We start from the raw sequence: 23,688 nt of genomic DNA, 5'->3' as shown, positions 1-23,688 counted from the left end.
AGAATGTGTATAAGAGACAGATCATTCACTTTGTCTTCATAATTCAATTGGCAAATCCAATTAACACAAACTGTACATATAAATAAGAATTATTATTATTCGCATAACCTTTTAGTTTTAGAGTTCTGAAGTTATGTCTTTGATTAGAACACGTAAAAAAATTGTTTCTTCTGCAATAGCTTCATCGCTATCAATGATTGCAACAACAGCCATGGCGCAAGAAGCAGTTTCACAATTACCAACAATTCATACTAAAGCGACTCAAGAAGAATCTTTAAAAGTAGATCAGTCTGCAAATTCTAAATTCGTGGCTCCTCTCAAAGATACGCCAAAATCAGTCTCTATTCTTTCTCAAAAATTAATTAAAGATACAAACTCTAATACTCTACTCGAAGCTTTACGTTATGAACCAGGCATTACTTTAGGTGCAGGTGAAGGCGGTACACCGTTTACAGATATGCCTTACATTCGTGGCTATAGCGGCCAATCTTCTATTTATGTGGATGGTGTACGTAATACAACGTCTCAAAACCGCGATATGTTTGCCATTGAACAAGTTGAAGTTATTAAAGGCTCTTCTTCTGCTCTTGGTGGCGGTGGTAGTGTTGGTGGGAGTATTAACTTAATCCCTAAAGTTGCTCATGAAGGTGACGTTTACCAAGGTAGCGTTCAAGGTGGTACTGACAACTATCGTCATATCCAACTTGATGCCAATAAAGACTTTGGTAACGGTATTGCTGGCCGTGTGGTCATTATGGGTCATGAAAACGAAAAAGCTGGTCAGAGTAACGGTGCTGAATATGCTCGTGCTGGTATTGCATCAAGTCTTGCATTTGGCCTAGATACAGCAACTCGTGGGACTCTTAGCTACTACTATTTACGTAGTAATGATGAACCAGATGCAGGTATTCCATTTAACAATGCAAATCCAACAACTCCTCCTCCAGGAGTGACAGTAACACCTGGTGATGGTAAACCTGTTGATGTCAAAGCTGGAACCTACTATGGCTGGAAAGCACGTGATTTCGATAAACGTGAAAACCATATTGGTACATTTAAGTTAGAACATGACTTTAATGAAAATCTTACCTTGTCAAATGTAGCCACTTACAACAAGTCTAAATCTGATTATGTTTATACGAATGCTGATGACTCTAAGGGTAACATTTACAGAGGCACAATTGCTCGCCGCGCTTTAAGTCGCATTTTGGATAGCGATGCTTATAGCGACCAACTTTCTTTAAGAGGTAAATTCAACACAGGTAACTTAAAACATTCTTTTAATGTTGGTACTGAGTGGAGCTTCCAAGAAACTGACCAAGGCGTATATACATTTACTAATGCTGCGGGTGAAACTACATCGACTATTTTAGATAGCAATATTAAAAATTGTACTTCAGATGCTGCTGCTTCAAATGGTTGGTGTACTAGTTTAAATAATCCAGGAAATGGCGCCTTCTATGACACACGTGGAGCAATTAAAGCGCAATCGACTACTCGTAGTCATAATGTAGGAGTCTATGCTTTAGATAGTATTGAATTTAATCCACAATGGTTACTTAACCTAGGTGTTCGTTGGGATAAATTCGAAACTGAGAAAAAATATAATAAGGATGTAGGTGGACGTACCCCTCATAAAACTGGTGATAAACTAGAAAGCGATACAGATTATTTCTCTTATCAAGCTGGCTTAGTTTTTAAACCAACCGAAGATGGTAGTATTTATTTAAGCTATGCTACGTCAGCAAACCCTGTAGGGGTGCTCGCTGAAGGCGATACTGGTTCAGATTCTATTAGTGACTCTGGTAGTGCAAGTGCGAGTGCAAATGCCCTTAAGCCAGAAGAAGCTCGTACTTTCGAGTTAGGTACAAAATGGGATTTATTTAATAATCGTGCGAACTTAACAGCAGCTATTTTCCGTACTGAAAAGCAAAATACTCGTATCCAAATCGACCCGAACACCACTGCCAATGCTGGTAAAAGTAAAGTTGACGGATTTGAAATTAGCTTGAACGGTAAAATTACTGACAAATGGGATGTTTCTACAGGCTATAGCTATTTAGATAGCGAAATCACAGAAGCTGCATACAATGCGGTTGCTCAAGAAGGTAAGCCATTACCATTTGTAGCGAAAAACAGCGCTACACTTTGGTCTACGTACAGAGTAATACCTCAATTAACTTTAGGCGCTGGTGTTGAATATCGTGATCAAGTCTTTGTAAACACAACCGCACCTAAATATTTGCCAACTTATACCATTTACAATGCTATGGCTAAATACGACGTGAACAAGAATGTGAATTTGCAGCTTAATATTAATAATATTTCTGATAAGCGTTATTTCACTAGTGCACATGCAGCTCACTACGCATTTGAAGGCAATGGTCGTAATGCTGTCTTAGCGATTAACTTTAAGTACTAAGATTAAATTCCATAATTTATTTATGGAATTAATTGAAGTTCATATAAAATAGCCTCGTCATGAGGCTATTTTTACAAATGAAGTATCTATTAAAAAGGTGTTTGCCGTGATTCATCATATCCCCAATGTATTAAGCAAAGAGCAAGTTGCCGAGTTTCGTAAACTCATGAAAGAGGCAAATTGGGTAGGTGGTAAAGTGACTGCTGGCACCTTGTCTGCCTCTGTTAAAAGAAATCAACAACTCTCCGAACAAGATCCGCTTACACACCACTTAAGTGATCTTGTCATTAAAGCAATTTGGCAAAATCCAGTGTTTCAGGCCGCTGCGCTGCCTCACAAAATTATTCCACCGCTTTTTAATCGTTATGATGAACATGAAAGCTTTGGTTTCCATGTAGATAATTCAATTCGCCTTATCCGTGGAACTTCTGAACAACTACGTACCGATTTATCTTGTACATTATTTTTAAGTGAACCGGATGAATACGAAGGTGGTGACCTCGTTATTGAAGATACTTATGGTTATCACGAAGTCAAATTACCCGCAGGTGATGTGGTGCTCTACCCGTCTACTAGCCTACATGAAGTCAGTAGCATTACCTCAGGTACTCGATTTGCTTCTTTTTTCTGGGTACAAAGTTTGGTTCGAGACGATAGTAAACGCCATCTGTTATTTAATCTTGATGAGAGCATTCGAGAATTACGTAAATCACACGGCGATAACTATCCAGAAGTCATGAAGCTGACCAATATTTATCATAATTTAATTCGTATGTGGTCAGAACTATAACACTATTTATTTTTGCCTTTTTAAGCCTAAACAGTCTTTTTTATCTTAATAAGGCAAAAATATGAAAATAATTTTCCATAAAAAATAAAACAGCGCAAAATTAGAAAATTATTTTCTAAACAACCTAACTAAAATTATGATAAGAATTTTGCACAAGGTGTAATCATTGTTTAGATGTGATATATCTAAATATCAAGATTACCCGCAAACCATCAAACTTATTATTCTACGGTCTAGAGATGAAAACGAATTACTTGTTTGCCCAGCCTACTCAAGCAAGACATCATCTGCAACTCCTGATGCTGCGCCAAGCGCGCGTATAAAAATTTTGTCTGCTTTTTAAAGCAGCATTTCAAGATTACCTTTAATTTTTCTGAATTAGATACCATATATTAAGTAGAGACGTTGCCTTTTAAATATATCCAGAGCAACCGCGCTACGAGACAAGGAGTTTTCTCATGATGTTGGCTGACCCTAGCAAAAAATACCGCCGTATGTACCAACGTGTGGATTTACCTGATCGCCAATGGCCAAATAACGAAATTACAAAAGCGCCAATCTGGATGAGTACCGATTTACGTGACGGTAACCAAGCAATTTTTGAACCGATGAACATGGAACAAAAATTCAAAATGTTCAAAATGCTTGTGAAAATTGGTTTTAAGCATATTGAAATCGGTTTCCCTTCCGCATCTCAAATTGACTTCGATTTTACCCGCATGTTGATCGAAGAAAATCATATTCCTGATGACGTATACATTGAAGTTTTGGTTCAAGCACGTGACCATTTAATCGAACGTACTTTTGAATCTTTGGCAGGTGCTAAACGCGCAATTGTACATATTTATAACTCAAACTCTCCAACCTTCCGTCAAAAGGTGTTGAATGTAGATGTTGATGGCGCAAAACAATTAGCAATTAATGCTGCTCAAAAAGTTAAAGAGTATGCGGCACAATATCCTCAAACTGACTGGATTTTCCAATATAGTCCAGAATGTTTCTCTGCAACAGAATTAGAAGTCGCTAAAGATGTCTGTGATGCCGTCACAGAAATCTGGGATGCACGTCCAGATCATAAAGTTATTTTAAACTTACCAGCGACTGTAGAAGTTTCTACACCAAATGTTTATGCAGACCAAATTGAATGGATGCATCGTAATTTGGCACGTCGTGATGGTGTGATCATTTCTGTTCACTGCCACAATGACCGCGGCTGTGGTATTGCTGCATCAGAACTTGCCATTATGGCGGGTGCTGACCGTGTTGAAGGCTGTGTGTTCGGTAATGGTGAACGTACAGGTAACGTTGACGTTGCAGCAATTGCATTGAACATGTATACCCAAGGTGTAGCACCAGAGTTAGATTTTTCTAATATTAATGAAGTAATTGCAACGGTTGAAGAATGTACTGGTTTACCTGTACACCCTCGTCATCCATATGCAGGCGACTTGGTATTTACTGCCTTCTCTGGTTCACATCAGGATGCGATCAAAAAAGGTTTCGAATACCAGAAAAATGAAGAAGTCTGGGATATGCCTTACTTACCAATTGACCCGAAAGATTTGGGCCGCGACTATGATGCTGTCATTCGTGTAAACAGTCAGTCTGGTAAAGGTGGTATCGCATACTTATTAGAATCGAATTACAACGTTGTGTTGCCGCGTCGTTTACAAATCGAATTCAGCCAAGTTGTTCAACAATATGCTGATGAGAACGGTACAGAAATTAATGCCAAAGAAATCTGGACATTATTTAAAGATACGTATGTTGATGTAAAAAATCATCATTACACAGTCAAAAACTACAGATTATCTGACATTAATGGCACTCAAATTATCGAACTTGATGTTGATGTTGAAGGCGAAACGCAACAACTTCGCGGTGAAGGTAACGGACCAATCTCTGCATTCTTAAATGCACTTCAATTACCAATTGACGTATTGAACTATGAAGAACGTAGTATTAGTTCAGGTGCAAATGCGAAAGCATTAACCTTAATTGAGCTTCAAGTAAAAGGTACAGGTAAAGGTTCATTTGGTGCTGGTGTTCATGACAACACAGTCACTTCATCAATTGAAGCAATTATCGCATGTACCAACCGTTTGATTGATCAAGGTGTTTTAAGTACAGATCAGGTTGTTGCCGCTGCTGTTTAATTAAAAAAAGACTTTGGAAAGGATACCTAGCTTGGTATCCTTTCTTTTTATTCCTGAAAGATTTAAAAGGCGAAATGTTCCCGTGTCTTTTCCAGCTGATTCAGTGGGGTTAGTCACTCCGCAAAAGTTCCAATTTGAAGAACCATTACACCTTGAATGTGATCGTGTTTTGCCACGTTTTGAACTAATGGTCGAAACTTACGGCACTTTAAATGCTGATAAATCAAATGCAATTTTAATCTGTCATGCTCTTTCCGGACATCATCATGCGGCGGGTTATCACCACGAAGATGATAAAAAAGCTGGATGGTGGGATAGTTGTATTGGCCCGGGTAAGGCAATCGATACAAATAAGTTTTTTGTAGTTTCGCTAAATAATATTGGTGGCTGTAATGGCTCAACTGGCCCGACCTCACCAAATCCTGAAAATGATAACCGCCCTTATGGACCGGATTTTCCCTTAGTAACGGTACGCGACTGGGTTAAAACTCAGGCCATGCTTTCTGATCGTTTAGGTGTAGATGTCTGGTATGCAGTGGTTGGTGGGTCATTAGGTGGCATGCAAGCACTACAATGGTCCGTAGACTACCCTGACCGCCTACAAAAATGTGTGATTATTGCCAGTGCACCAAAGCTTTCAGCTCAAAATATTGCATTTAACGAGGTTGCACGTCAGTCGATCTTGTCTGACCCAGATTTCCATCATGGCCGTTATTTAGAAAATGATAGCTACCCGAAACGCGGACTGATTTTGGCTCGTATGGTCGGCCATATCACCTATCTTTCAGAAGAAGCCATGAAACAAAAATTTGGCCGTGATTTAAAATCTGGCAAATTTATGTATGGTTTTGATGTCGAGTTTCAAGTCGAGAGCTATCTACGTTATCAAGGTGAACAGTTCAGTCGGAACTTTGATGCCAATACCTATCTCATCATGACCAAAGCTTTAGATTATTTTGACCCATCACGTGAGTACGGTCATTCTTTAACTGAAGCGATGGGCAAAACCAAATGCCAGTTCTTGATTGTCTCGTTTACAACTGACTGGCGTTTTGCACCAAGCCGCTCACAAGAAATTGTAGATGCACTTATTACCAATCATAAGCCAGTAAGTTATCTCGATATTGATGCTGAACAAGGTCATGACTCGTTCTTATTCCCTATTCCACTGTATGTCAAAACCATGCGCGCTTTCCTAGGCGGTGAAGAACATTTAAAATCGACATCACTGGAGGCAAGCTAATGCGTATTGATCAACAACTAGCAGAAAAGTGGATTAAACCCGGCTCAAGCGTACTCGATTTAGGGTGTGGAGACGGTGAATTACTCGCTCATATGAGCCAAAAGCATCAAATTCGTGCTTATGGATTAGAAATTGATCAAGAAAAGATTGCAATTGCTGTCAGTCGCGGGTTAAATATTATTCAACAAGATTTGAATCTCGGCTTAAGCCGCTTTGCAGACCAGTCATTTGACTATGTGGTTATGGCACAAGCTTTGCAAGCCGTAGATGCACCCGATGTTTTATTAAGAGACATGGTGCGTGTGGGTAAACAGGCAATTATTACTTTTCCAAACTTTGCGCATTGGAAGACTCGCTCTTTTCTTGCATTAAAAGGAATGATGCCTGTATCGGATGCTTTACCATATATGTGGTATAACACTCCCAACATTCATTTATGTACATTTAAAGATTTCGAAGCACTATGTGCTGAAAATCAGATACAAATTATTAATCGACTCGCCGTCAATGGAAATCAGCAGGGAAGCCTGTTAAGCAAACATGTTCCGAATTTGTTTGGTGAAGTCGCTATTTATCGAGTGAGTGCACTATGAAAAAGACATTATTTAGCACACTATTTGCAGGACTGCTAAGTATGCAGGCTCATGCAGATTATATCGCCCAGCCACAATCGGTTGCGAGTCAGGCTGCACGTTTTTCAACAATGGGGATTAACGATCTTCAGAAAGCAGCAAAAGCCGGGCAAGCAGGCGCACAATTTTATCTTGGTACACATTATCAATATGGTAAAGATGTAGCAAAAGACGAGAAACAAGCTTTCGCATGGTTTAAAGCTGCAGCTGACCAAGGTTTATCACCAGCACAACTCAACGTAGGCCGTATGTATGCCGACGGCATTGGTGTTAAGAAAGATGAGTCTATGGCTCGTAAATACTTTGAAAAAGCAGCAAGCAATGGTGATAATCGTGCAAGCTATAACCTCGCGATGATGGAAGAGCAAAAGAAAAACTACGTTGGTGCTTACCAGTGGTATGAACTTTCAACTCGTGATGGCATGCTCGACAATAAAGTGATTAGCCTATCTGAAGGTAAGAAAACTGCTCTTGCAGCAAACTTGACTCAAGAACAAATCCGTACAGCACGTGACCGTGCGGACAAATGGATTCAAGCACAATAATAACGGTTCATCCGTAAAAAACCTTACTCGACTAAAACCACCTTGTATGCTCTACAAGGTGGTTTTAGTTTATTAGGATATTCTCATTTATATTGTATTTGTTTACCTCTATATCCCCTCTTAAAAAACACGTAACATAACTGATGTTCGATATTAGCTATAACGTTTGGTTTTATTATGTCTACCCCACATTGGTTTGATCAGGGCAGTTTAGTTCTTGCCAGCAATAACAAAGGTAAAGTCGCAGAGTTTGAAAAACTTTTTGAACAGCTGAAGTTACCTGTAGAAATTATTCCTCAAGGTCGCATTAATATTCCTGATGCAATCGAAGATGGCTTAAGCTTTATTGAAAATGCCATTATTAAAGCTCGTCATGCCTCTAAAATTTCAGGTAAGCCTGCTATGGCTGATGACTCTGGTATTTGTGTTCCTATCTTAGGTGGCGCGCCTGGTATTTATTCAGCGCGTTATGCTGGAGAACATGGTGACGATGCAGCCAACAATGCAAAATTATTAAATGATCTTCTGCCATATCGTAAAAATGGTGAAGTGATTGAAGGTATGTTTGTTTGTGTACTTGCTTTAGTCACTCATGCTGAAGACCCTTTACCCCAAATTTTCCAAGGCATCTGGCACGGCGAAATTTTAGAAGCGCCACGTGGCGAAAATGGCTTTGGCTATGACCCACTGTTCTGGTTGCCTGAGCTACAAGTTTCTAGCGCTGAATTGTCTAAAGAAGACAAAAACAAGATTAGCCATCGTGGACAAGCGATGCAGTTGTTTAGAGAGAGCTTGCAGAAGTAAAACTTTATATGGCATTTATTTAGTTTAACTTTAAAGCCATTTGCTATCGTGCTAGGCGACATGGATGTCGCCCGTCGAACTGCGACATCAAGGATGTGTCGTCAGTTCGACAAATGGTTTTGTTACTTTTGACGAAACAAAAGTAAAGTATTGCTTACATACACAAAATAAGCATATAACCATTATTCTAAGGCCGTATGATCTAACTGGCTTCCCTAGAAATAAAGATGCAAAAAAACTGCATAAATCGCAATACACACACAACTCACAATCGTCCCAGAGGCGATATAAGCTGCAGATCTTCCCGTTCCTTGATAATGTGTTTCTAGCGCTACAATATTGGCTGCTGGTGGCAGACAGAACATTAAAAACATCACTCCAATTTGCTGACTTATATTTGGTATCGGTAAAAATTTATAAGTTAAGCCACAAAGAATAAACCCACACACCACCTTAAAAGCTTGAGCTTTGGTACTGTAGATTAAGTCTTTTAAATGCACTCGGGTACGGCGTAGCCACATTCCCAAAACACACATGCCAGCAAAAGTCATTGCGAACTTGGCAATTTCATATATCCAATGTATAGCGGGATGTTCTATATGCTGAGCACCTAGCAACCTGAGCAGAAGCGCACAAAAAATTGAAATACACGGTGGAGAAGTTAAAATCTTTTTTAATATGTGAAGCTTACTTTGTGGTGCAGTGGTGACTGCCGTAACAGCCCATGCATTTCCAAAAAGAGACATACCAATATATAGCGCAACAATAGGAGCCGTAGCATCAGGACCAAATAAAGCCATGGCAAAAGGAAAGCCAAGCCAGCCCATGTTGGTATAACTCACGCATAGCGCTAATAATCTGTCTTTAAATAGAGCTAAATAAGCGAAGAAAATAAGAAATGCTGAACCGAAGCTAAAGAGCATTAAGCTCAAACTACCTGGCTGATAAAATACCATGTTGTAAATAATCACAACTGGAATCAGTAAGCGGGCAAGCCAAGCCGAAAGAATAGGTTTTATGGTTTCTGAAATAGAAGTCTGAGCTAGTAAAAGTCCAGTGATAAACGCCAATATGGGCAGTAATAATGTCACGTTTTCTCCACTATTCCATTAAAACCAGCCTGTTATGCTACACTTTTTTAAACCGAAATGTACTCTCCATTTCAAGTAATTTAAGCATCTCTTATTCCGGTTAATACTAAAGAAAAAAAACGAAGTAAATTTTATAGTTATAGTTTTTTATGTCTCCACTGATTGCCAGTGTCTTAAAAATGACATATAAGTGTCATATTCCTGTCACAGCAACCTGTTGATATAAAAAAAACTGAAAAGAGGTATCAGATCATGGCCGGTTTATCTATTTGGCATGTCGTTATTTTTGCAATTGTCGTTATTTTATTATTCGGTACATCTAAATTAAAAAATATTGGTAAAGACGTAGGCGGTGCAGTAAAAGATTTTAAGAAATCAGTTCGTGAAGACGATGAAACTGCAGCTCTTAATACTCCACGTACAATTGATGCCCAAGTCAAAACCCATGACAACACATCAGTAAAAAGCTAAAGGTTTTCGACCATGCTTGATGTAGGAATGACAGAGCTACTCTGTTTTGCAATTATTGCAATTTTAGTTTTAGGCCCAGATAAACTACCGGAAGCTGCACGCTTTGCTGGTCGCTGGTATGTTCGCCTAAAACGTTATATTACCAATTTGCAAAATGAGATTGATCAAGAGTTGCGTCTTTCTGAGTTTCGAAAGGAAATGCAAGAAGAACTCAACCGCATTGAAGCATTAGAACGTAAAGTACAACAACAACTTGAAGAAATTCAAAAGCAGAATATCTCTGAAAATATAGATCAGGCTGAGGCAGTCAAAACAATGCCCCAACCTATTCGAATATGTATTCCTATATCAGGCCATTATAAAGTCCCGTACATTAGAAAATTTATTCCTTTAGCATCATCAACTGATATTTCAGAGACATCAGCTGTTAAATTGAAGATTGCCGTATGAACCAACTGCCTTCAACGACTGTAAATACGCAAGAAAATTTAGACCAAATGCCAATCATGAACCATTTGGTCGTTTTAAGACGTCATTTATTTAGGATTGTCGGGGTAACATTATTTTTATTTTTTTGCTTATTACCTTTCAGAAATAATACTTACCAATTATTATCCGAACCTTTAAGGCTCCAACTTCCGACCTCCTCTTCAATGATTGCAACTGATGTCACTGCAACATTTATGGCGCCTTTTAAACTCAATTTATTTGTCGCGCTTGTGTTGGCAATGCCATTTATTCTTTATGAAATATGGTCTTTTGTTCGTCCCGCGCTATATCAAAAAGAACGTCATTTAGCGCTCCCATTACTCATTGGTAGTATTGTCTTATTTTATGCAGGGGTTGCTTTTGCATATTACATTACCCTTCCTGCAATTTTGCATTTCTTTATTAGTGTATCGCCTGAAACTGTCGCCCCCATGACGGATATTAATAGCTACCTAAGCTTTTGCTTAAAGCTATTTTTAGTTTTTGGACTGACTTTTGAGATTCCAATTGCGACTCTCCTGCTGATTTTAATAGGCGTGGTAAATACAAAGAGTCTGGCTGAAAAAAGACGTTTTATTATTGTAGGATGCTTTTTCGTTGCAATGTTCATTACACCGCCAGATGCAATTTCAATGATAATGTTGGCAATTCCAATGTGGTTGCTTTTTGAACTTGGCCTGCTCTTCGGTAAAATTCTTGAGAAAAGAAAAACTCATTCTGCCGAATAAAATAGTTTTTAAGAAAAGGCCTGAACCTCGAAGTTCAGGCTTTTTTATATAGAACACTTTTTAATCTACAAAGTAATAAACTGTCTTCAAAGTGACTTAAAAATGTAAGAAAAGTGTCATTTACAGTCCATAAAATCAACTCAACAAATATACCCACAAAATTTACGGATTTATTATGACAACTGCTTCTAACCACCCAACACGTCGCGAAGTTTTAAAATGGTTTTCGGGGATCCCTTTTCTACCATTAGGTGCGATGGCTACGGCAGCAACGTTAGCAGGTTGTAATGATAGTGATGATAGTTCTGTAGTCACTCCAACACCACAGCCAAGCAAATTAAAAAACGCAAAATTCACGGCAATGACGGCTCCAACAGCGGCAGCAGATCGCGCAACAACTTTAGTGAATTCTAAATTAAAAATTGATTGGGAAAACTCAACCAGTACTGAATATCAACTTGCTTATAAATCATTCTTTAAAACAGGTGACAGCGTACCAAAACTTGGTGGCGGAACTATTATCGCGGGTGGTTATTTTGATGTTAATGGTAATCCAATTATGGATAAGTCAGTTGCTGGTAAAGAACGCCAATTCTTTTCGGACTGTCCAGATGGTTCATCTTTAATTCATTTAGAAGGTGCCAAAGTTGATGGTGTAGCAAACCCAGTGTTCCATGTGGTTCAATTTGAATATAACTCTAAAGACCAAGCAGGCGGCGACACTTACGGTCAACTACCTTCTCCAATCGCAATTTTGACTTTAGACCAAGATCAAAAAACAGGTCACTTAGAACTTAAAAAATACTTCAACGTTGATACTGCCCCTGTGCATGGTTTATGGATTACTTGCGGTGCGAGCTTATCACCTTGGAACACTCACTTATCGAGTGAAGAATATGAACCAGATGCATTCAATCAAGGCATTGGTGGTACAGATCCCAAATATCTTGGTAAATATTTCTTTGGTGATGAAACTAAAGCAAATCCATATAACTACGGTCATTTGCCAGAAGTAACAGTTAACCTTGATGGTACAGGCAGCATTAAAAAGCACTATTGTTTAGGTCGTATTTCTCACGAACTTATTCATGTAATGCCAGACAACCGTACAGCACTCATGGGCGATGACTACACAAATGGTGGTTTCTTCATGTTCGTTGCTGATAAAGAAAAAGATTTATCAGCAGGTACACTTTATGTCGCTAAATACATCAATACGTTAACTGAAACTTCAACTGCTAGCATTCAATGGATCAAACTTGGTCACGCAACAAGTAAAGAAATTGAAGATTTAGTTGCAGGTGGAATTAAATCAACTGACATTATGGAAAGTTTAACAACCAATCCAAATGATGCTAGCTATACTGAAATCACTTTGGCGAAGAAAAAGCTTTGGGTCAAACTTAAACCGGGCATGGAAAAAGCAGCAGCTTTCTTGGAAACCCATCGTTATGCAGCACTAAAAGGTGCAAGCATGGCGTTCACCAAGATGGAAGGTACTAACGTAAATATTAAAGATAAAATTGCGTACTCGGCTTTAGCTAATATCCAAGATTCAATGATTGTTGGTGGTAATGGTTATGTTGCGGAACATAATGTAGGGTTCTCTAAAAAAATTACTGCTGGCGGTGTTCTTGCGCACAAATTAGGTAATAGCTTTACAGACAATGAAGGCGGCTCAATCAATAGTGAGTGGGTTCCCCTTTACTCATATATGTTATTGATGGGCGAAGATATTACTAAGGATAGCTTAGGTAATACAGCTCACCCAGACAAAATTGCTAGCCCAGACAATTTAAAATTCTCTGAAACTCTACGCACATTATTCATTGGTGAAGATTCAGGTAATCACGTGAACAACTTCTTGTGGGCATACAATGTAGATACTAAAGAGTTAACACGACTACTTTCTACACCAGCAGGTGCAGAGTCAACAGGTTTACATGCTGTAGATTCAATCAATGGTTGGACTTACATCATGAGTAACTTCCAGCACCCTGGTGATAGCAGCAGTGTACCTGATGATGTAAAAGCATTAATTAACCAAAATTATAACAATGGTTATAGTGCTAACGTAGGCTATATCACTGCCGATCCAATTGCTCCATCGGTCACAACCAAATAATTTTTTATATACTCCAAACATTAAAGCTGGCTAAGGTCAGCTTTAATGTTTTTACATTCAACTTTCACTTTTTATGAAAATTAAATGAAAAATTACAGAACTTTTCATTAACTTATCATCAAAACGTCAACGCCTCGTCACATTCACAAACTAAGCTCATGAAGAATTTTAGAACAATCTCTTTATTTACTTAGGAATTTCCCATGACAGAGCTGACGCCATATCATGAAGATCAAGAGCTGGACAATAATACTTCTGACAATATCCACTTCCGCGACATTTTAGAACAACACATTAGTCGCCGTAGTCTAATTACTAAAGCAGCAAGTGGTGCTGTAGCGCTAACTTTAGCCTCTACGTTAACAGGCTGTAATGATAGTGATGATGACTCAGGTTCAAACAACGGTGGAACCACGCCTGTAGATCCAAATAAAAAACCAGAAAAATTAACTTTTACCGCAGTTGCGAAAAATCATAACGATATTGTGACTGTACCTGAAGGCTATGAAGCAAATGTCATTTTTGCTTTAGGTGATTCAATCAACCCTAATTTTGGCGAATGGGATGACAATAATATTCCATCTGGCCCAAGCTTTCAGTTCCGTTCTGGTGACTGTCATGACGGCATGCATTTCTTTGGTTTAAATACTTCAACAAACCGCTTTGACGAGAGTGTTTCAGCGCAAGGTTTGTTGGTGATGAATCACGAATATATCAACCAAACCTTCCTTCACCCAAAAGGTCCAACAAAAGTTGATGGACGCCGCCCTGAAGATGAGGTCATTCGTGAAACCAATGCACATGGCGTATCTGTAGTCCATATCAAAAAAGATGCAGCAACTCAAAAAGTAGAAATTGATAAAACCTCTATTTTTAACCGCCGTATTACAGCATCAACTGAAATGGATTTTGCAGGTGCAGCAGCTGGTTCTGGCTTGCTTGCAACACGCTTCTCTCCTACTGCCCGTAAAACACGTGGTACCCATAATAACTGCGGTAACGGTTATACGCCTTGGGGCACATACTTAACCACCGAAGAAAACTTTATTGGTTACTTCGCTCGTAGTACGACTGATGATGCGCTACGTACTCCAGAAGAAATTATTGCACTGAAACGCTATGGCTTAAAAGCAGGGTCTAGTTCACGTTACGGTTGGGAAACAGCAATTGGTCAAGTGGAATCACAAGACTTATATGACCGCTGGAATGCTGATGTAAAAGCTGCACAAGCTACCCAAGACTATCGTAACGGACCAAATACATTCGGTTGGATGGTCGAGATTGATCCTTTCGATAACCGCCTTAATCCAGTTAAAAGAACATCGCTAGGTCGTTTTGCACATGAAGACAGTGCTTGCCGTGCAGTTGCAGGTCAACCACTTGCGTTTTATATGGGCGATGACTCCCGTGGTGAATACATCTATAAATTTGTCTCTACCGCAGTGTGGGACACTAAAGATGTAAATCGTGGCTATGCAGCTGGCGACAAATATATGAACGCAGGTAAGTTGTATGTTGCCAAGTTTAATAATGATGGTACAGGCCAATGGATTGAACTTGCTTATGGCAAAAATGGCTTAAATGAAGGAAACACAACTTACCCATTTAAATCTCAAGCGGATGTTGTCACATTTGCACGCTTAGCGGGTGATGCAGTCGGCGCTACAAAAATGGACCGCCCAGAATGGTGTACGGTTAACCCAGTGAACGGCGAAGTCTATGTCACCCTAACCAACAACTCAAACCGTGGTAAAGATTACGCGACCGATGCTGCAAACCCGCGTAACTACACAGACCTCTACAACGGCACTAAAGAGCAAAAAGGTAACGTTAACGGTCATATCATTCGTTTTAAAGAAACTGATGACAAAACGACTGCTGAAACCTTTAAGTGGGATATTTACCTATTTGGTGCAGAAGCATCAATGGCTTCAAACATCAACTTATCTGGTCTGACAGACAACAATGATTTGTCATCTCCAGACGGTATGTGGTTTGACCCACGTGGTGTACTTTGGATTCAAACGGATGATGGTGCTTACACTGATGTCACTAACTGTATGATGCTTGCAGCGTTACCAGGCCAGATTGGGGATGGTACTACCGCAACTACGTCAAATGGTCAGCAAACTTTAGTGGGTGCTAAAGTTACAGATTCAACTTTGCGCCGTTTCTTGGTGGGGCCTAAGCAATGTGAGATTACAGGTATCGCGATGACACCTGACTACAAAGCAATTTTCATTAATGTTCAACACCCTGGCGAAGATTCTGCAAGTTACGCAACCCCAGAAAGTAGCTGGCCAGCAACCCAGAAAGATCCAAACAACAAAACTGCGCGCCCACGCTCAGCAACTGTTGTGATTACCCGTAAAGATGGCGGTGTGATCGCGGGCTAATTCTTTTATAGCTATGAAAATGCCGGTCAATTGATCGGCATTTTTATTATCATCGATTTAAGAGAACCTGCTGCTGTACAATTTGACCGCTGTGCTCACCTTGCTGAGTTTTTTCCAACCAAAGCCATTCATTATTGGTCATTCTTAGAAAATTTGAACAACGTGTGCCATACACAGGGCTTTGAATAAAAGTCGATGATAATAACTCTTCCATTTCTGGCTGAATGCCCGTATTGGGTAATAATGCCGTCGTAACCTTACGCTCATCTTCTAGAATATCCCAAGCCGCTTTCTGTAAAGTTAACTCTTCCGTTTGGTGCTGGAGCATAGGCAAAAATTCTTGCGTAAAACGTGTTCGCAAATGTCTGGTCTTTTCCCAATGTTCAGACATTAAGCCATTCGAAACCACATAAACACCATTCGCCAATACTTGCGGGGCTTCACCACGGTTACTCATATAAACCGCTTGATCAGCATTTCCCATAAACAAATTAAAGCCAGCAAAATTTTGTTGCTGCTGCTCTAATTGTTGCGCAAATCGAATCGGCAATAAATCAGATTCTAAAAAAGCCTGAACCAAATGACCACGAGAAGTTTCATATGACTTTTGATCTCGTCCATCACGAAAATTGGTCAATACAGCCCATCGGCCTTGAGGTGTTACTCCCATCCAAGTCCCACCCGACTGTAAATCTTGTCCAGCAATAATCGGTGTGTGTTGCCACTGATGTAATAAAGCTGTTGGTCGATGATAGAACTCATCCCGATTTGACATAAGACACAAGGGCATCTCATCCAGAACATGCCATGCTAAAGCAACAATACACATCTTTTCTTATTCCCTATCTTTACACATTGAATGTACAACATTTTTCACATCATTCCGCTACAATCTGTCAAAACGTAAGATCAAGGAGCAGCAATGCTGACCTATCCTAATATCGATCCGGTCGCAATACATCTAGGACCTCTTCAAGTCCATTGGTATGGACTCATGTATCTATTGGCATTTTTATGTGCTTGGGGGCTTGCTTCCTACCGTGCCAAACAGCGTGATGGCTGGACATCAGAAATGGTTTCAGATCTGGTGTTTTACGGTGCTTTAGGTGTCGTTCTGGGCGGTCGTGTCGGCTATGTCCTTTTCTATGAGTTTGACAAATTTCTTGAAAACCCGATTTGGCTATTTCAAGTCTGGACAGGCGGTATGAGTTTCCACGGCGGCTTTTTAGGCGTCATGATTGCGATGTTATTTTGGTGTAAAAAATACCAAAAAACATGGTTCCAAACGCTCGATTTTATTGCCCCATGTGTACCAACTGGCTTAATGTTTGGACGTTTTGGTAACTTCATTGGTGGAGAGTTATATGGTCGTGCGGTAACTGACCCTAATTACCCCTTCGGTATGATCTTCCCTACTGATCCATTACAACTAGTACGCCATCCATCACAAATTTATCAAGCGATTTGTGAAGGCTTAATCCTATTTATTGTCTTGTGGTGGTTTAGTTCAAAACCACGTCCACGCATGGCGGTTTCTGCCCTATTTTTAATGGGCTATGGCGTTGCACGTTTCGTGATGGAATTCTTCCGTCAACCCGATGCAGACCAAGGTTTTATTTTGTTTGGTTGGATGACTAAAGGACAGATCCTCACCGTTCCAATGTTGCTAATTGGCCTTTGGATGATGTGGTATGCCTACCAAAAGAAAATTTATGACTGGGGCCCACAAAAGAACAGTTAATATGATAAATCAGAGGAGTTTCGGCTCCTCTTTTCTTTTTTATGCTACAGTTTTACTCTCCCAAAAATGAAGATATGCCATGCTGGAATTCTGGTTTAACACTCAAGTCCCGATATTTAAAAAATTAGTAATTTTAATTATTACACTATTGATCTGTATTGGATTATATCAATACCAACCATTGCCTTTAGATACGATTCTAATGTTTACTGGCACGGGTGTTATCTTTTTAATCTGCCGCTATTTTAAATTGCATTTTGCTCAGAAAAATCCGACCGGCTTGCTTTATCGCCTGTTGACTTGGATACCTATCGCACTGTTATTTGCCCTTATTTTTGTTAAAACAATGCCGAACTTGCTGATCTGGGGTGTTCAAGGAATTGCTTTTATGGCGCTTGCTGCTTTTATTTTTTCACCTCAATCGCTTTTTAAGAAATAGGTTTGGTTTTCATGTTGGCTTATTGGTACAACGCACCACGTCACATCAAACTTATCTTCATTATTGTTGTTTGTGTTGCAGTTTATGCTGCTAATCAAGTTCAGCCTTTATCGCCGTCTTATACTATTCTTAGCCTTGTGTTAGGTTTTGGGCTTCACTTCATAGAATATTTAAAAACAAAAATTCCAGCTCGTAGTTCATATAAATCTAACTTCCAGTTTCTGCTGAGAATTTACCCTTTCATTATTATTGCTCTGGTGGTGTGGATGCTACAGCCTCAGTACGATTGGATCGTCACGATACAAGCTTTAGGCTTTGTACTGGTTGGATTTTTTCTTGTTTCGATTTATCAAAATCGTGCCAAGCGATTTGACTAATTACATCCATTGAAATGCTATAGAACCATTTTTAGATTTTCATCTTGAGCTACAACAGGTATCATCTTCAGTGGTTCATGATGAAGCTGCACTATTGCGTAATTATTTATCATTGAGCTATCTCCCCCTTCTATTTTATGGAATTAATCCGAACTCGAGAGTGTTATGCGTGCATATTTAGACCTACTACAACATATCCTTGATAATGGCGGTGACAAAGGCGACCGTACAGGCACAGGAACCCGTTCTGTATTTGGTCATCAAATGCGTTTTGATCTCTCTAAAGGTTTTCCTTTACTCACCACCAAAAAAGTTCATTTTCGTTCTATCGTGATTGAGTTACTTTGGTTTTTAAAAGGCGACACCAACGTCCAATATCTAAAAGATAATAAAGTTTCAATTTGGGATGAATGGGCAACAGCAGAACAAACTGCTCGTTTTGGCCGCCCAGAACATGAACTTGGACCAGTCTATGGTCATCAATGGCGTAATTTTGGCGCAACTAAAAATGCTGACGGTACTTATAACCAAGATGGCTTTGACCAGATTAAATGGTTAATTAATGAAATTAAAACTAATCCAAATTCACGCCGTTTAATTATTTCTGGCTGGAACCCAAATGAAGCTGGACAAGTTGCATTGCCACCTTGCCACACACTCTTCCAATTTTTCGTACAAGACAACAAGTTGTCATGCCAGCTTTATCAACGTAGTGCCGACGTGTTCTTAGGCGTACCTTTTAACATTGCAAGTTACGCTCTACTCACCCATATGATTGCTCAAGTATGTGGTTTAGGTGTAGGTGATTTTGTCTGGACTGGTGGCGATACACATCTTTATGCCAACCATTTCGAACAAGCTAAACTTCAATTGACACGTGAACCATTACCACTATGCCAATTGAAACTAAATCCAGAAATAACTGACTTATTTGATTTTAAATTTGAAGATATTGAAATTGTAGGTTATGAATCACATCCTGCAATTAAAGCACCAGTTGCAGTATAACGACGGCTTAAATTTCATTAGATTACGGTTTAGAGAATAAAGATTATGGCATGGCAAAATGTAGAAGTTGTCCACGTTGTGGCAATGGACAGGAATCACTGTATTGGTAAAGGCAATGCGTTGCCATGGCATATTTCTGCCGACTTAAAACATTTTAAAGAAATCACTCAAGGCGGTGTGGTCGTGATGGGCCGTAAAACCCTTGAGTCGATGGGCCGTGCTCTACCAAACCGTGTAAACTGGGTAATTACCCGTGACATTAACTGGCAATTTGACGGTGTTAAAGTTGCGTATTCAATTGAAGATGCTTTAAATGCAGCTTTAGAAGATGTAAAAAATACCGAAAAACAAGCATTGTTCATCATTGGTGGCGGTGAGATATTCAAGCAAACCCTATCAATTGCAGATCGCCTTGAACTTACTCATGTTGACTTAGATGTGCAAGGTGATGCACATTATCCAACAATACCAAGCGAATTTCATAAAACTGCAAGTGAACAGCAAGTGGATGAAAAATCAGGAACTTCATTCGAGTTTGCCACTTATAAAAAATAATTCTATGGATACTTATGCACAATATCGGAACACGTGAATTTATTATCGGTCTACTTTTTTGGCTGTTACATAGTCTATTCACGTTGTTTATTGTGTTCTCTAGTATTTGGGTATGCGTAGCGCTCTGGGTTCAACAACCTTTTGGCTGGTTAGGCAGCCGCATACTCATTGGCATCTGGATTGCTTTTGCACTGAGTATGGTTGGCTTATATGTTGAAGGTCATATTATTAGCCGCCGTACCGATATCCTGATTTATCTTTTAGCATTTGCCTGCTCTCTTGTTTGGTATTTTTCGATTACTGCACGTCAAGATCGAGACTGGAACCCTGAAGTTGCCAATATGCTGAGCTATGAAAAGCACGGCGATGTAGTCACTTTACACAATGTTCGTAACTTCAACTGGCATCCTGATGGAACCTATGATGTGCGATGGGAAACCCGAACATTTGATCTTAAGCAGCTGAATGGCATAAATATCATTGCCTCTTACTGGATGGGACCACAAATTGCTCATACACTGGTAAGCTTCGAATTTAAGAATCAGCAACCTTTGGTCTTCTCAATCGAGATTCGTAAAGAAAAGACTGAAGAGTTTTCGGCAATTGGCGGTTTTTTTAGAAAATATGAACTGAGCCTCATTGCTTCTGATGAGAAAGATATTGTCTATACGCGTAGCAACATCCGTAAAGAGCAGGTTTATAATTTCCCAGTCAATATGCCGCGTAGCGAGCAAAAAGCGCTATTTTTAGAATATCTTAAAAAATCGGATGAGCTACGTGCAGAACCGAAGTGGTACAATACTCTTACCAGTAACTGTACAACTTTAATTTTTGATATGGTTCAAGCAATTAACCCATATCAGCTTCCCAAAGATTATCGTCTAATCGCTTCAGGTTACTTACCTAATTATTTATATGACCTTAAAGCACTTAATCAAAATATCAGTTTAAAACAGTGGTATCAAATTGCGCATATCAACCCAAGAACTGAAAATTTTGAACAGCTATCAGATCAGAGTAGTGAACACTTCTCTCAAATCGTTCGACAAGGTTTACCTAAAGCTAAATGAAATAAGTAATGCACTTTTCTTTACTTTTTTATACATGCTTTACTTTGTATTTTAAATACATAAACCCTATTGTAATAGGCAGGAAATAGAGGGAAAAACAATGCAACAGGCATTATTTGGCGGCGGCTGTTTTTGGTGCGTCGAAGCTGTATTTTTACAAATACGCGGTGTAGAAAAAGTAACGAGTGGGTATGCAGGTGGGCACACGATTAATCCTACCTACGAGCAAGTATGTCAAGGAGACACCCAGCACGCTGAGGTGATCTTAGTCGACTTTGATGAAGAGCAAGTAACTTACTCCCAGTTACTCGACGTGTTCTTCGCAACTCATGATCCAACGACTTTAAATCGCCAAGGTAATGATATCGGCACACAATACCGCTCTGTTATTTACTATTATAATGAAGAGCAAAAGCAGGCAGCAGAACATACGATTCAAACGCTAAAAGATGATGATCTTGATATTGTGACTGAGTTGTCTCCTGTTCCGACGTTCTATCCGGCAGAAGAATATCATCAGAATTACTATGCAAAGAATCCTTCACAAGGTTATTGCAACTTTGCGATTCCACCTAAGCTGCTCAAGCTATATAGTAAATTCCAGCACCTGATGAAAGATCAATAAATCAGAGCAATAAAAAAGCAACCAAATTGGTTGCTTTTTTATTGAGTAAACTAAATTTTAGTTTTCACTTACAAAGGCAATATCGCTCAGTCCGGCTTCACTGGCGCGAGACATTACCTGAGCAACAGTATCGTACTTCGACTCTTTATCAGCACGAAGTTGGACTGTTGGTTTCACATCACCTTGACCTGCTTCTTGAAAACGTTTTTGAAGCTCATCTAGGCTAATCACTTGAGTATCCCAAGCCACTTCACCATTTGCATTGATACTAATCGTAATTGCTTTTGGTGGTGGATCAATAATTTCAGCAGTTGTTTTAGGAAGCGTTAATGGAATCGATGGGTTGGCAACTGTTGCTGTGACCAAAAAGATGATCATTAACACCAACATAATGTCGATTAGCGGAATGAGGTTCATCTCATTCATGCCACTATCGTGGTCTTCACCCAATTGAAAAGCCATTAAGCTTGACCTCCAACGTAACTTTGCTGTGCAGTTTTAACGTCAGACTTTACAGTTGAGTCTTGCTGCAACATCGTGTCAATTAACAAGCTATGCGCTTGATCTTGTAAGTCGTGAGCAAGACCACGGTTAGCGCGTACACAGATGTTGTAAGCCAATACCGCAGGAATCGCAACTGCAAGACCAAGACCCGTCATAATAAGTGCTTCACCTACTGGTGTAGCCACTTGAGCCAAACCTGCTTGTCCGCTTTTACCTACGGCAACAAGCGCATGGAAAATACCCCAAACAGTACCAAACAAACCAACGAATGGTGCAATTGAAGCAATCGTTCCTAAAACCGAAATACCTTTATCAGCATTGGCTTTTTCAGCAGAAATCTGACGAAGTAATGCCTGCTCTGCAACCGCTTTACGTTGTTCAAAACTCAAAGGTTGTAACTTTGCTTTTAGCGAAGTGATAGCCTGAGAAAGTTGAGCATAAGCTTGTTGTTTTAGTTGGCGAGTCCCCATCAAACGTAAGATGAAAACTGTCCAGGTAGCAATCGACATTGCCAATAAGATGAAATACAGGGTTTTACTCACTGCATCTGCATGTTGCCAATAGATTGAAAAGTTCATATTGAACTCCTGATTAAGGTTAGCCGTTGGGACTCAAATTCATTTAAGGGGTTAAATCAAAGGGTTGCTCTGCTTTAATTGGATAAGCAACACCATTTTCCATATAAGGTTTAAATTTCGCACCGCGAACAGCACGGACAACTTTGTCATCTAGACTTGAAATACCACTACTTCTCGTCACTCGTACATTAATAATCTTGCCTTTCTCATCGGCTTCAATCAGTACCATGACAGAGCGTGCTTCGCCTTGTAAATCTTTTGAAGAAACTGTTAAACGTGGTGAACGGCTCCACTGTACACCCGAACCACCAATTGAAACTCTTTTCGGTGATGGATCTGGAGTAGGTTGAGCTTTAGGCGCTTCTTGTACCACTGGCTTCGGTTTTTCAACGACTTTTTCAGTAACAGTTGTCGTTGTTGTTACCACTTTAGTTTCAACTTTAGGTTCTGTCTTTACTGTTTCTTTTGGTGTTTCAGCCTTTTTCACCTGTTGAATTTTTTCCACTTTTTTAGGTGGTGTCACAGGTTTTTCAATAACTTTAACTTCTTTTACCTCTTTCTTAGGTTCCGGCTTTTTAGGCGGTTCCTTTGGCTTCGGAGGCAATGGTTTTGGTTGCTCTTGAATTTTTACAAAACGTACCTGTAAAGGCTTCTTCTCGATTGGCTTTAATTCAGCAGGCTTAATATGGCTGACCGCCCATAAGACCCCGATATGACCAATTACAACCGCAATTAGTGCTGTGATGACTTTCTTTTTCATCGGATTGGGAGAGTTTAAGGTTGCGGAAGATTGACTCATAAGAATCTAATTACCTAATGGATGATGATCTCAAATTTCTATTTAGAGAAACGATTTCAAACATCGGATAGAACAATAAAGTGCCACAATAATAAATGAG

General features: G+C 39.5%; 24 protein-coding genes. 19 read left to right on the top strand and 5 right to left on the bottom strand.

Features of this window, described 5'->3' with window-relative positions:
- Positions 1–133: 133 nt before the first annotated feature.
- From HUN22_RS01990 to rdgB, 7 genes are all read left to right on the top strand, one after another.
- A complete protein-coding gene (locus HUN22_RS01990) occupies positions 134–2,422 on the top strand; it encodes a TonB-dependent receptor (RefSeq protein ID WP_174726296.1) in 2,289 nt (762 codons plus the stop codon).
- Between the two features lie 106 nt (positions 2,423–2,528).
- On the top strand, positions 2,529–3,212 hold the full coding sequence (locus tag HUN22_RS01985; RefSeq protein WP_368074571.1) for a Fe2+-dependent dioxygenase: 684 nt from the start codon (positions 2,529–2,531) through the stop codon (positions 3,210–3,212).
- Between the two features lie 458 nt (positions 3,213–3,670).
- Complete coding sequence (gene leuA / locus HUN22_RS01980; protein WP_174726294.1) at positions 3,671–5,368, top strand: 2-isopropylmalate synthase; 1,698 nt, start codon at positions 3,671–3,673, stop codon at positions 5,366–5,368.
- 82 nt (positions 5,369–5,450) lie between these two features.
- Positions 5,451–6,611, top strand: a complete 1,161-nt coding sequence (gene metX / locus HUN22_RS01975; RefSeq protein WP_002114709.1) for a homoserine O-succinyltransferase MetX — start codon at positions 5,451–5,453, stop codon at positions 6,609–6,611.
- Complete coding sequence (gene metW, locus HUN22_RS01970) at positions 6,611–7,204, top strand: methionine biosynthesis protein MetW (protein ID WP_001217230.1); 594 nt, start codon at positions 6,611–6,613, stop codon at positions 7,202–7,204. Before metX ends, metW begins: the two co-directional genes overlap by 1 nt.
- Positions 7,201–7,788 carry a tetratricopeptide repeat protein gene (locus tag HUN22_RS01965; protein ID WP_017385717.1) on the top strand — a complete coding sequence of 196 codons (588 nt, stop codon included), beginning with the start codon at positions 7,201–7,203 and terminating at the stop codon, positions 7,786–7,788. Before metW ends, HUN22_RS01965 begins: the two co-directional genes overlap by 4 nt.
- A gap of 177 nt (positions 7,789–7,965) precedes the next feature.
- Positions 7,966–8,592 (top strand): RdgB/HAM1 family non-canonical purine NTP pyrophosphatase, encoded by a 627-nt coding sequence (rdgB, locus tag HUN22_RS01960; protein WP_174726293.1) that lies wholly within the window; start codon positions 7,966–7,968, stop codon positions 8,590–8,592.
- A gap of 215 nt (positions 8,593–8,807) precedes the next feature.
- Here the strand turns inward: rdgB and HUN22_RS01955 are convergent, their stop codons facing one another.
- Positions 8,808–9,683, bottom strand: a complete 876-nt coding sequence (locus HUN22_RS01955) for an AEC family transporter (protein ID WP_174726292.1) — start codon at positions 9,681–9,683, stop codon at positions 8,808–8,810.
- Positions 9,684–9,935: 252 nt separating this feature from the next.
- Between HUN22_RS01955 and HUN22_RS01950 the strand changes: the two genes are divergently transcribed.
- From HUN22_RS01950 to HUN22_RS01930, 5 genes are all read left to right on the top strand, one after another.
- Positions 9,936–10,154, top strand: coding sequence for a Sec-independent protein translocase subunit TatA (locus HUN22_RS01950; RefSeq protein WP_174726291.1), 219 nt, complete (start codon positions 9,936–9,938; stop codon positions 10,152–10,154).
- Positions 10,155–10,166: 12 nt separating this feature from the next.
- Complete coding sequence (tatB, locus tag HUN22_RS01945) at positions 10,167–10,604, top strand: Sec-independent protein translocase protein TatB (RefSeq protein WP_174726290.1); 438 nt, start codon at positions 10,167–10,169, stop codon at positions 10,602–10,604.
- Complete coding sequence (gene tatC, locus HUN22_RS01940; protein WP_174726289.1) at positions 10,601–11,371, top strand: twin-arginine translocase subunit TatC; 771 nt, start codon at positions 10,601–10,603, stop codon at positions 11,369–11,371. The genes tatB and tatC overlap by 4 nt, the downstream gene beginning before the upstream one ends.
- Before the next feature lie 175 nt (positions 11,372–11,546).
- Positions 11,547–13,496 (top strand): PhoX family protein, encoded by a 1,950-nt coding sequence (locus tag HUN22_RS01935; protein WP_174726288.1) that lies wholly within the window; start codon positions 11,547–11,549, stop codon positions 13,494–13,496.
- A 203-nt stretch (positions 13,497–13,699) separates the two neighbouring features.
- Positions 13,700–15,892 (top strand): PhoX family protein, encoded by a 2,193-nt coding sequence (locus HUN22_RS01930; RefSeq protein WP_174726287.1) that lies wholly within the window; start codon positions 13,700–13,702, stop codon positions 15,890–15,892.
- A 49-nt stretch (positions 15,893–15,941) separates the two neighbouring features.
- Here the strand turns inward: HUN22_RS01930 and HUN22_RS01925 are convergent, their stop codons facing one another.
- Positions 15,942–16,721, bottom strand: coding sequence for an NRDE family protein (locus HUN22_RS01925; protein ID WP_174726286.1), 780 nt, complete (start codon positions 16,719–16,721; stop codon positions 15,942–15,944).
- A gap of 93 nt (positions 16,722–16,814) precedes the next feature.
- Here HUN22_RS01925 and lgt point away from each other — a divergent pair, with 93 nt between their 5' ends.
- The 7 genes from lgt (at position 16,815) to msrA (ending at position 21,707) form a co-directional block, all read left to right on the top strand.
- Positions 16,815–17,633: a prolipoprotein diacylglyceryl transferase gene (gene lgt / locus HUN22_RS01920; RefSeq protein ID WP_005066098.1), complete on the top strand. Its 819-nt coding sequence runs from the start codon at positions 16,815–16,817 to the stop codon at positions 17,631–17,633.
- A 79-nt stretch (positions 17,634–17,712) separates the two neighbouring features.
- Positions 17,713–18,072, top strand: a complete 360-nt coding sequence (locus HUN22_RS01915) for a hypothetical protein (RefSeq protein WP_174726285.1) — start codon at positions 17,713–17,715, stop codon at positions 18,070–18,072.
- An 11-nt stretch (positions 18,073–18,083) separates the two neighbouring features.
- Positions 18,084–18,449 carry a hypothetical protein gene (locus HUN22_RS01910; RefSeq protein ID WP_174726284.1) on the top strand — a complete coding sequence of 122 codons (366 nt, stop codon included), beginning with the start codon at positions 18,084–18,086 and terminating at the stop codon, positions 18,447–18,449.
- A 165-nt stretch (positions 18,450–18,614) separates the two neighbouring features.
- Positions 18,615–19,457 carry a thymidylate synthase gene (gene thyA, locus HUN22_RS01905; RefSeq protein ID WP_032005162.1) on the top strand — a complete coding sequence of 281 codons (843 nt, stop codon included), beginning with the start codon at positions 18,615–18,617 and terminating at the stop codon, positions 19,455–19,457.
- Positions 19,458–19,502: 45 nt separating this feature from the next.
- Positions 19,503–20,012, top strand: coding sequence for a dihydrofolate reductase (locus HUN22_RS01900; RefSeq protein WP_174726283.1), 510 nt, complete (start codon positions 19,503–19,505; stop codon positions 20,010–20,012).
- Between the two features lie 14 nt (positions 20,013–20,026).
- Positions 20,027–21,082: a DUF4105 domain-containing protein gene (locus tag HUN22_RS01895; RefSeq protein WP_174726282.1), complete on the top strand. Its 1,056-nt coding sequence runs from the start codon at positions 20,027–20,029 to the stop codon at positions 21,080–21,082.
- Between the two features lie 100 nt (positions 21,083–21,182).
- Positions 21,183–21,707: a peptide-methionine (S)-S-oxide reductase MsrA gene (gene msrA, locus HUN22_RS01890; protein ID WP_174726281.1), complete on the top strand. Its 525-nt coding sequence runs from the start codon at positions 21,183–21,185 to the stop codon at positions 21,705–21,707.
- Between the two features lie 57 nt (positions 21,708–21,764).
- Here msrA and HUN22_RS01885 read toward each other — a convergent pair whose 3' ends face one another.
- From HUN22_RS01885 to HUN22_RS01875, 3 genes are read right to left on the bottom strand one after another with little or no spacing between them, the layout of a single operon-like run.
- Complete coding sequence (locus HUN22_RS01885; protein WP_000885432.1) at positions 21,765–22,169, bottom strand: ExbD/TolR family protein; 405 nt, start codon at positions 22,167–22,169, stop codon at positions 21,765–21,767.
- Positions 22,169–22,789 carry a MotA/TolQ/ExbB proton channel family protein gene (locus HUN22_RS01880; protein ID WP_001011664.1) on the bottom strand — a complete coding sequence of 207 codons (621 nt, stop codon included), beginning with the start codon at positions 22,787–22,789 and terminating at the stop codon, positions 22,169–22,171. The genes HUN22_RS01885 and HUN22_RS01880 overlap by 1 nt, the downstream gene beginning before the upstream one ends.
- A gap of 43 nt (positions 22,790–22,832) precedes the next feature.
- Positions 22,833–23,588 (bottom strand): energy transducer TonB, encoded by a 756-nt coding sequence (locus tag HUN22_RS01875; protein WP_174726280.1) that lies wholly within the window; start codon positions 23,586–23,588, stop codon positions 22,833–22,835.
- Positions 23,589–23,688 lie beyond the last annotated feature (100 nt).

The sequence above is a fragment of the Acinetobacter lactucae genome (genome assembly GCF_013344765.1).
Classification (GTDB): Bacteria; Pseudomonadota; Gammaproteobacteria; order Pseudomonadales; family Moraxellaceae; genus Acinetobacter; species Acinetobacter lactucae_A.
Note: the sequence above shows the minus strand (reverse complement) of the source record. Positions and strands in the feature narration are given on the sequence as shown.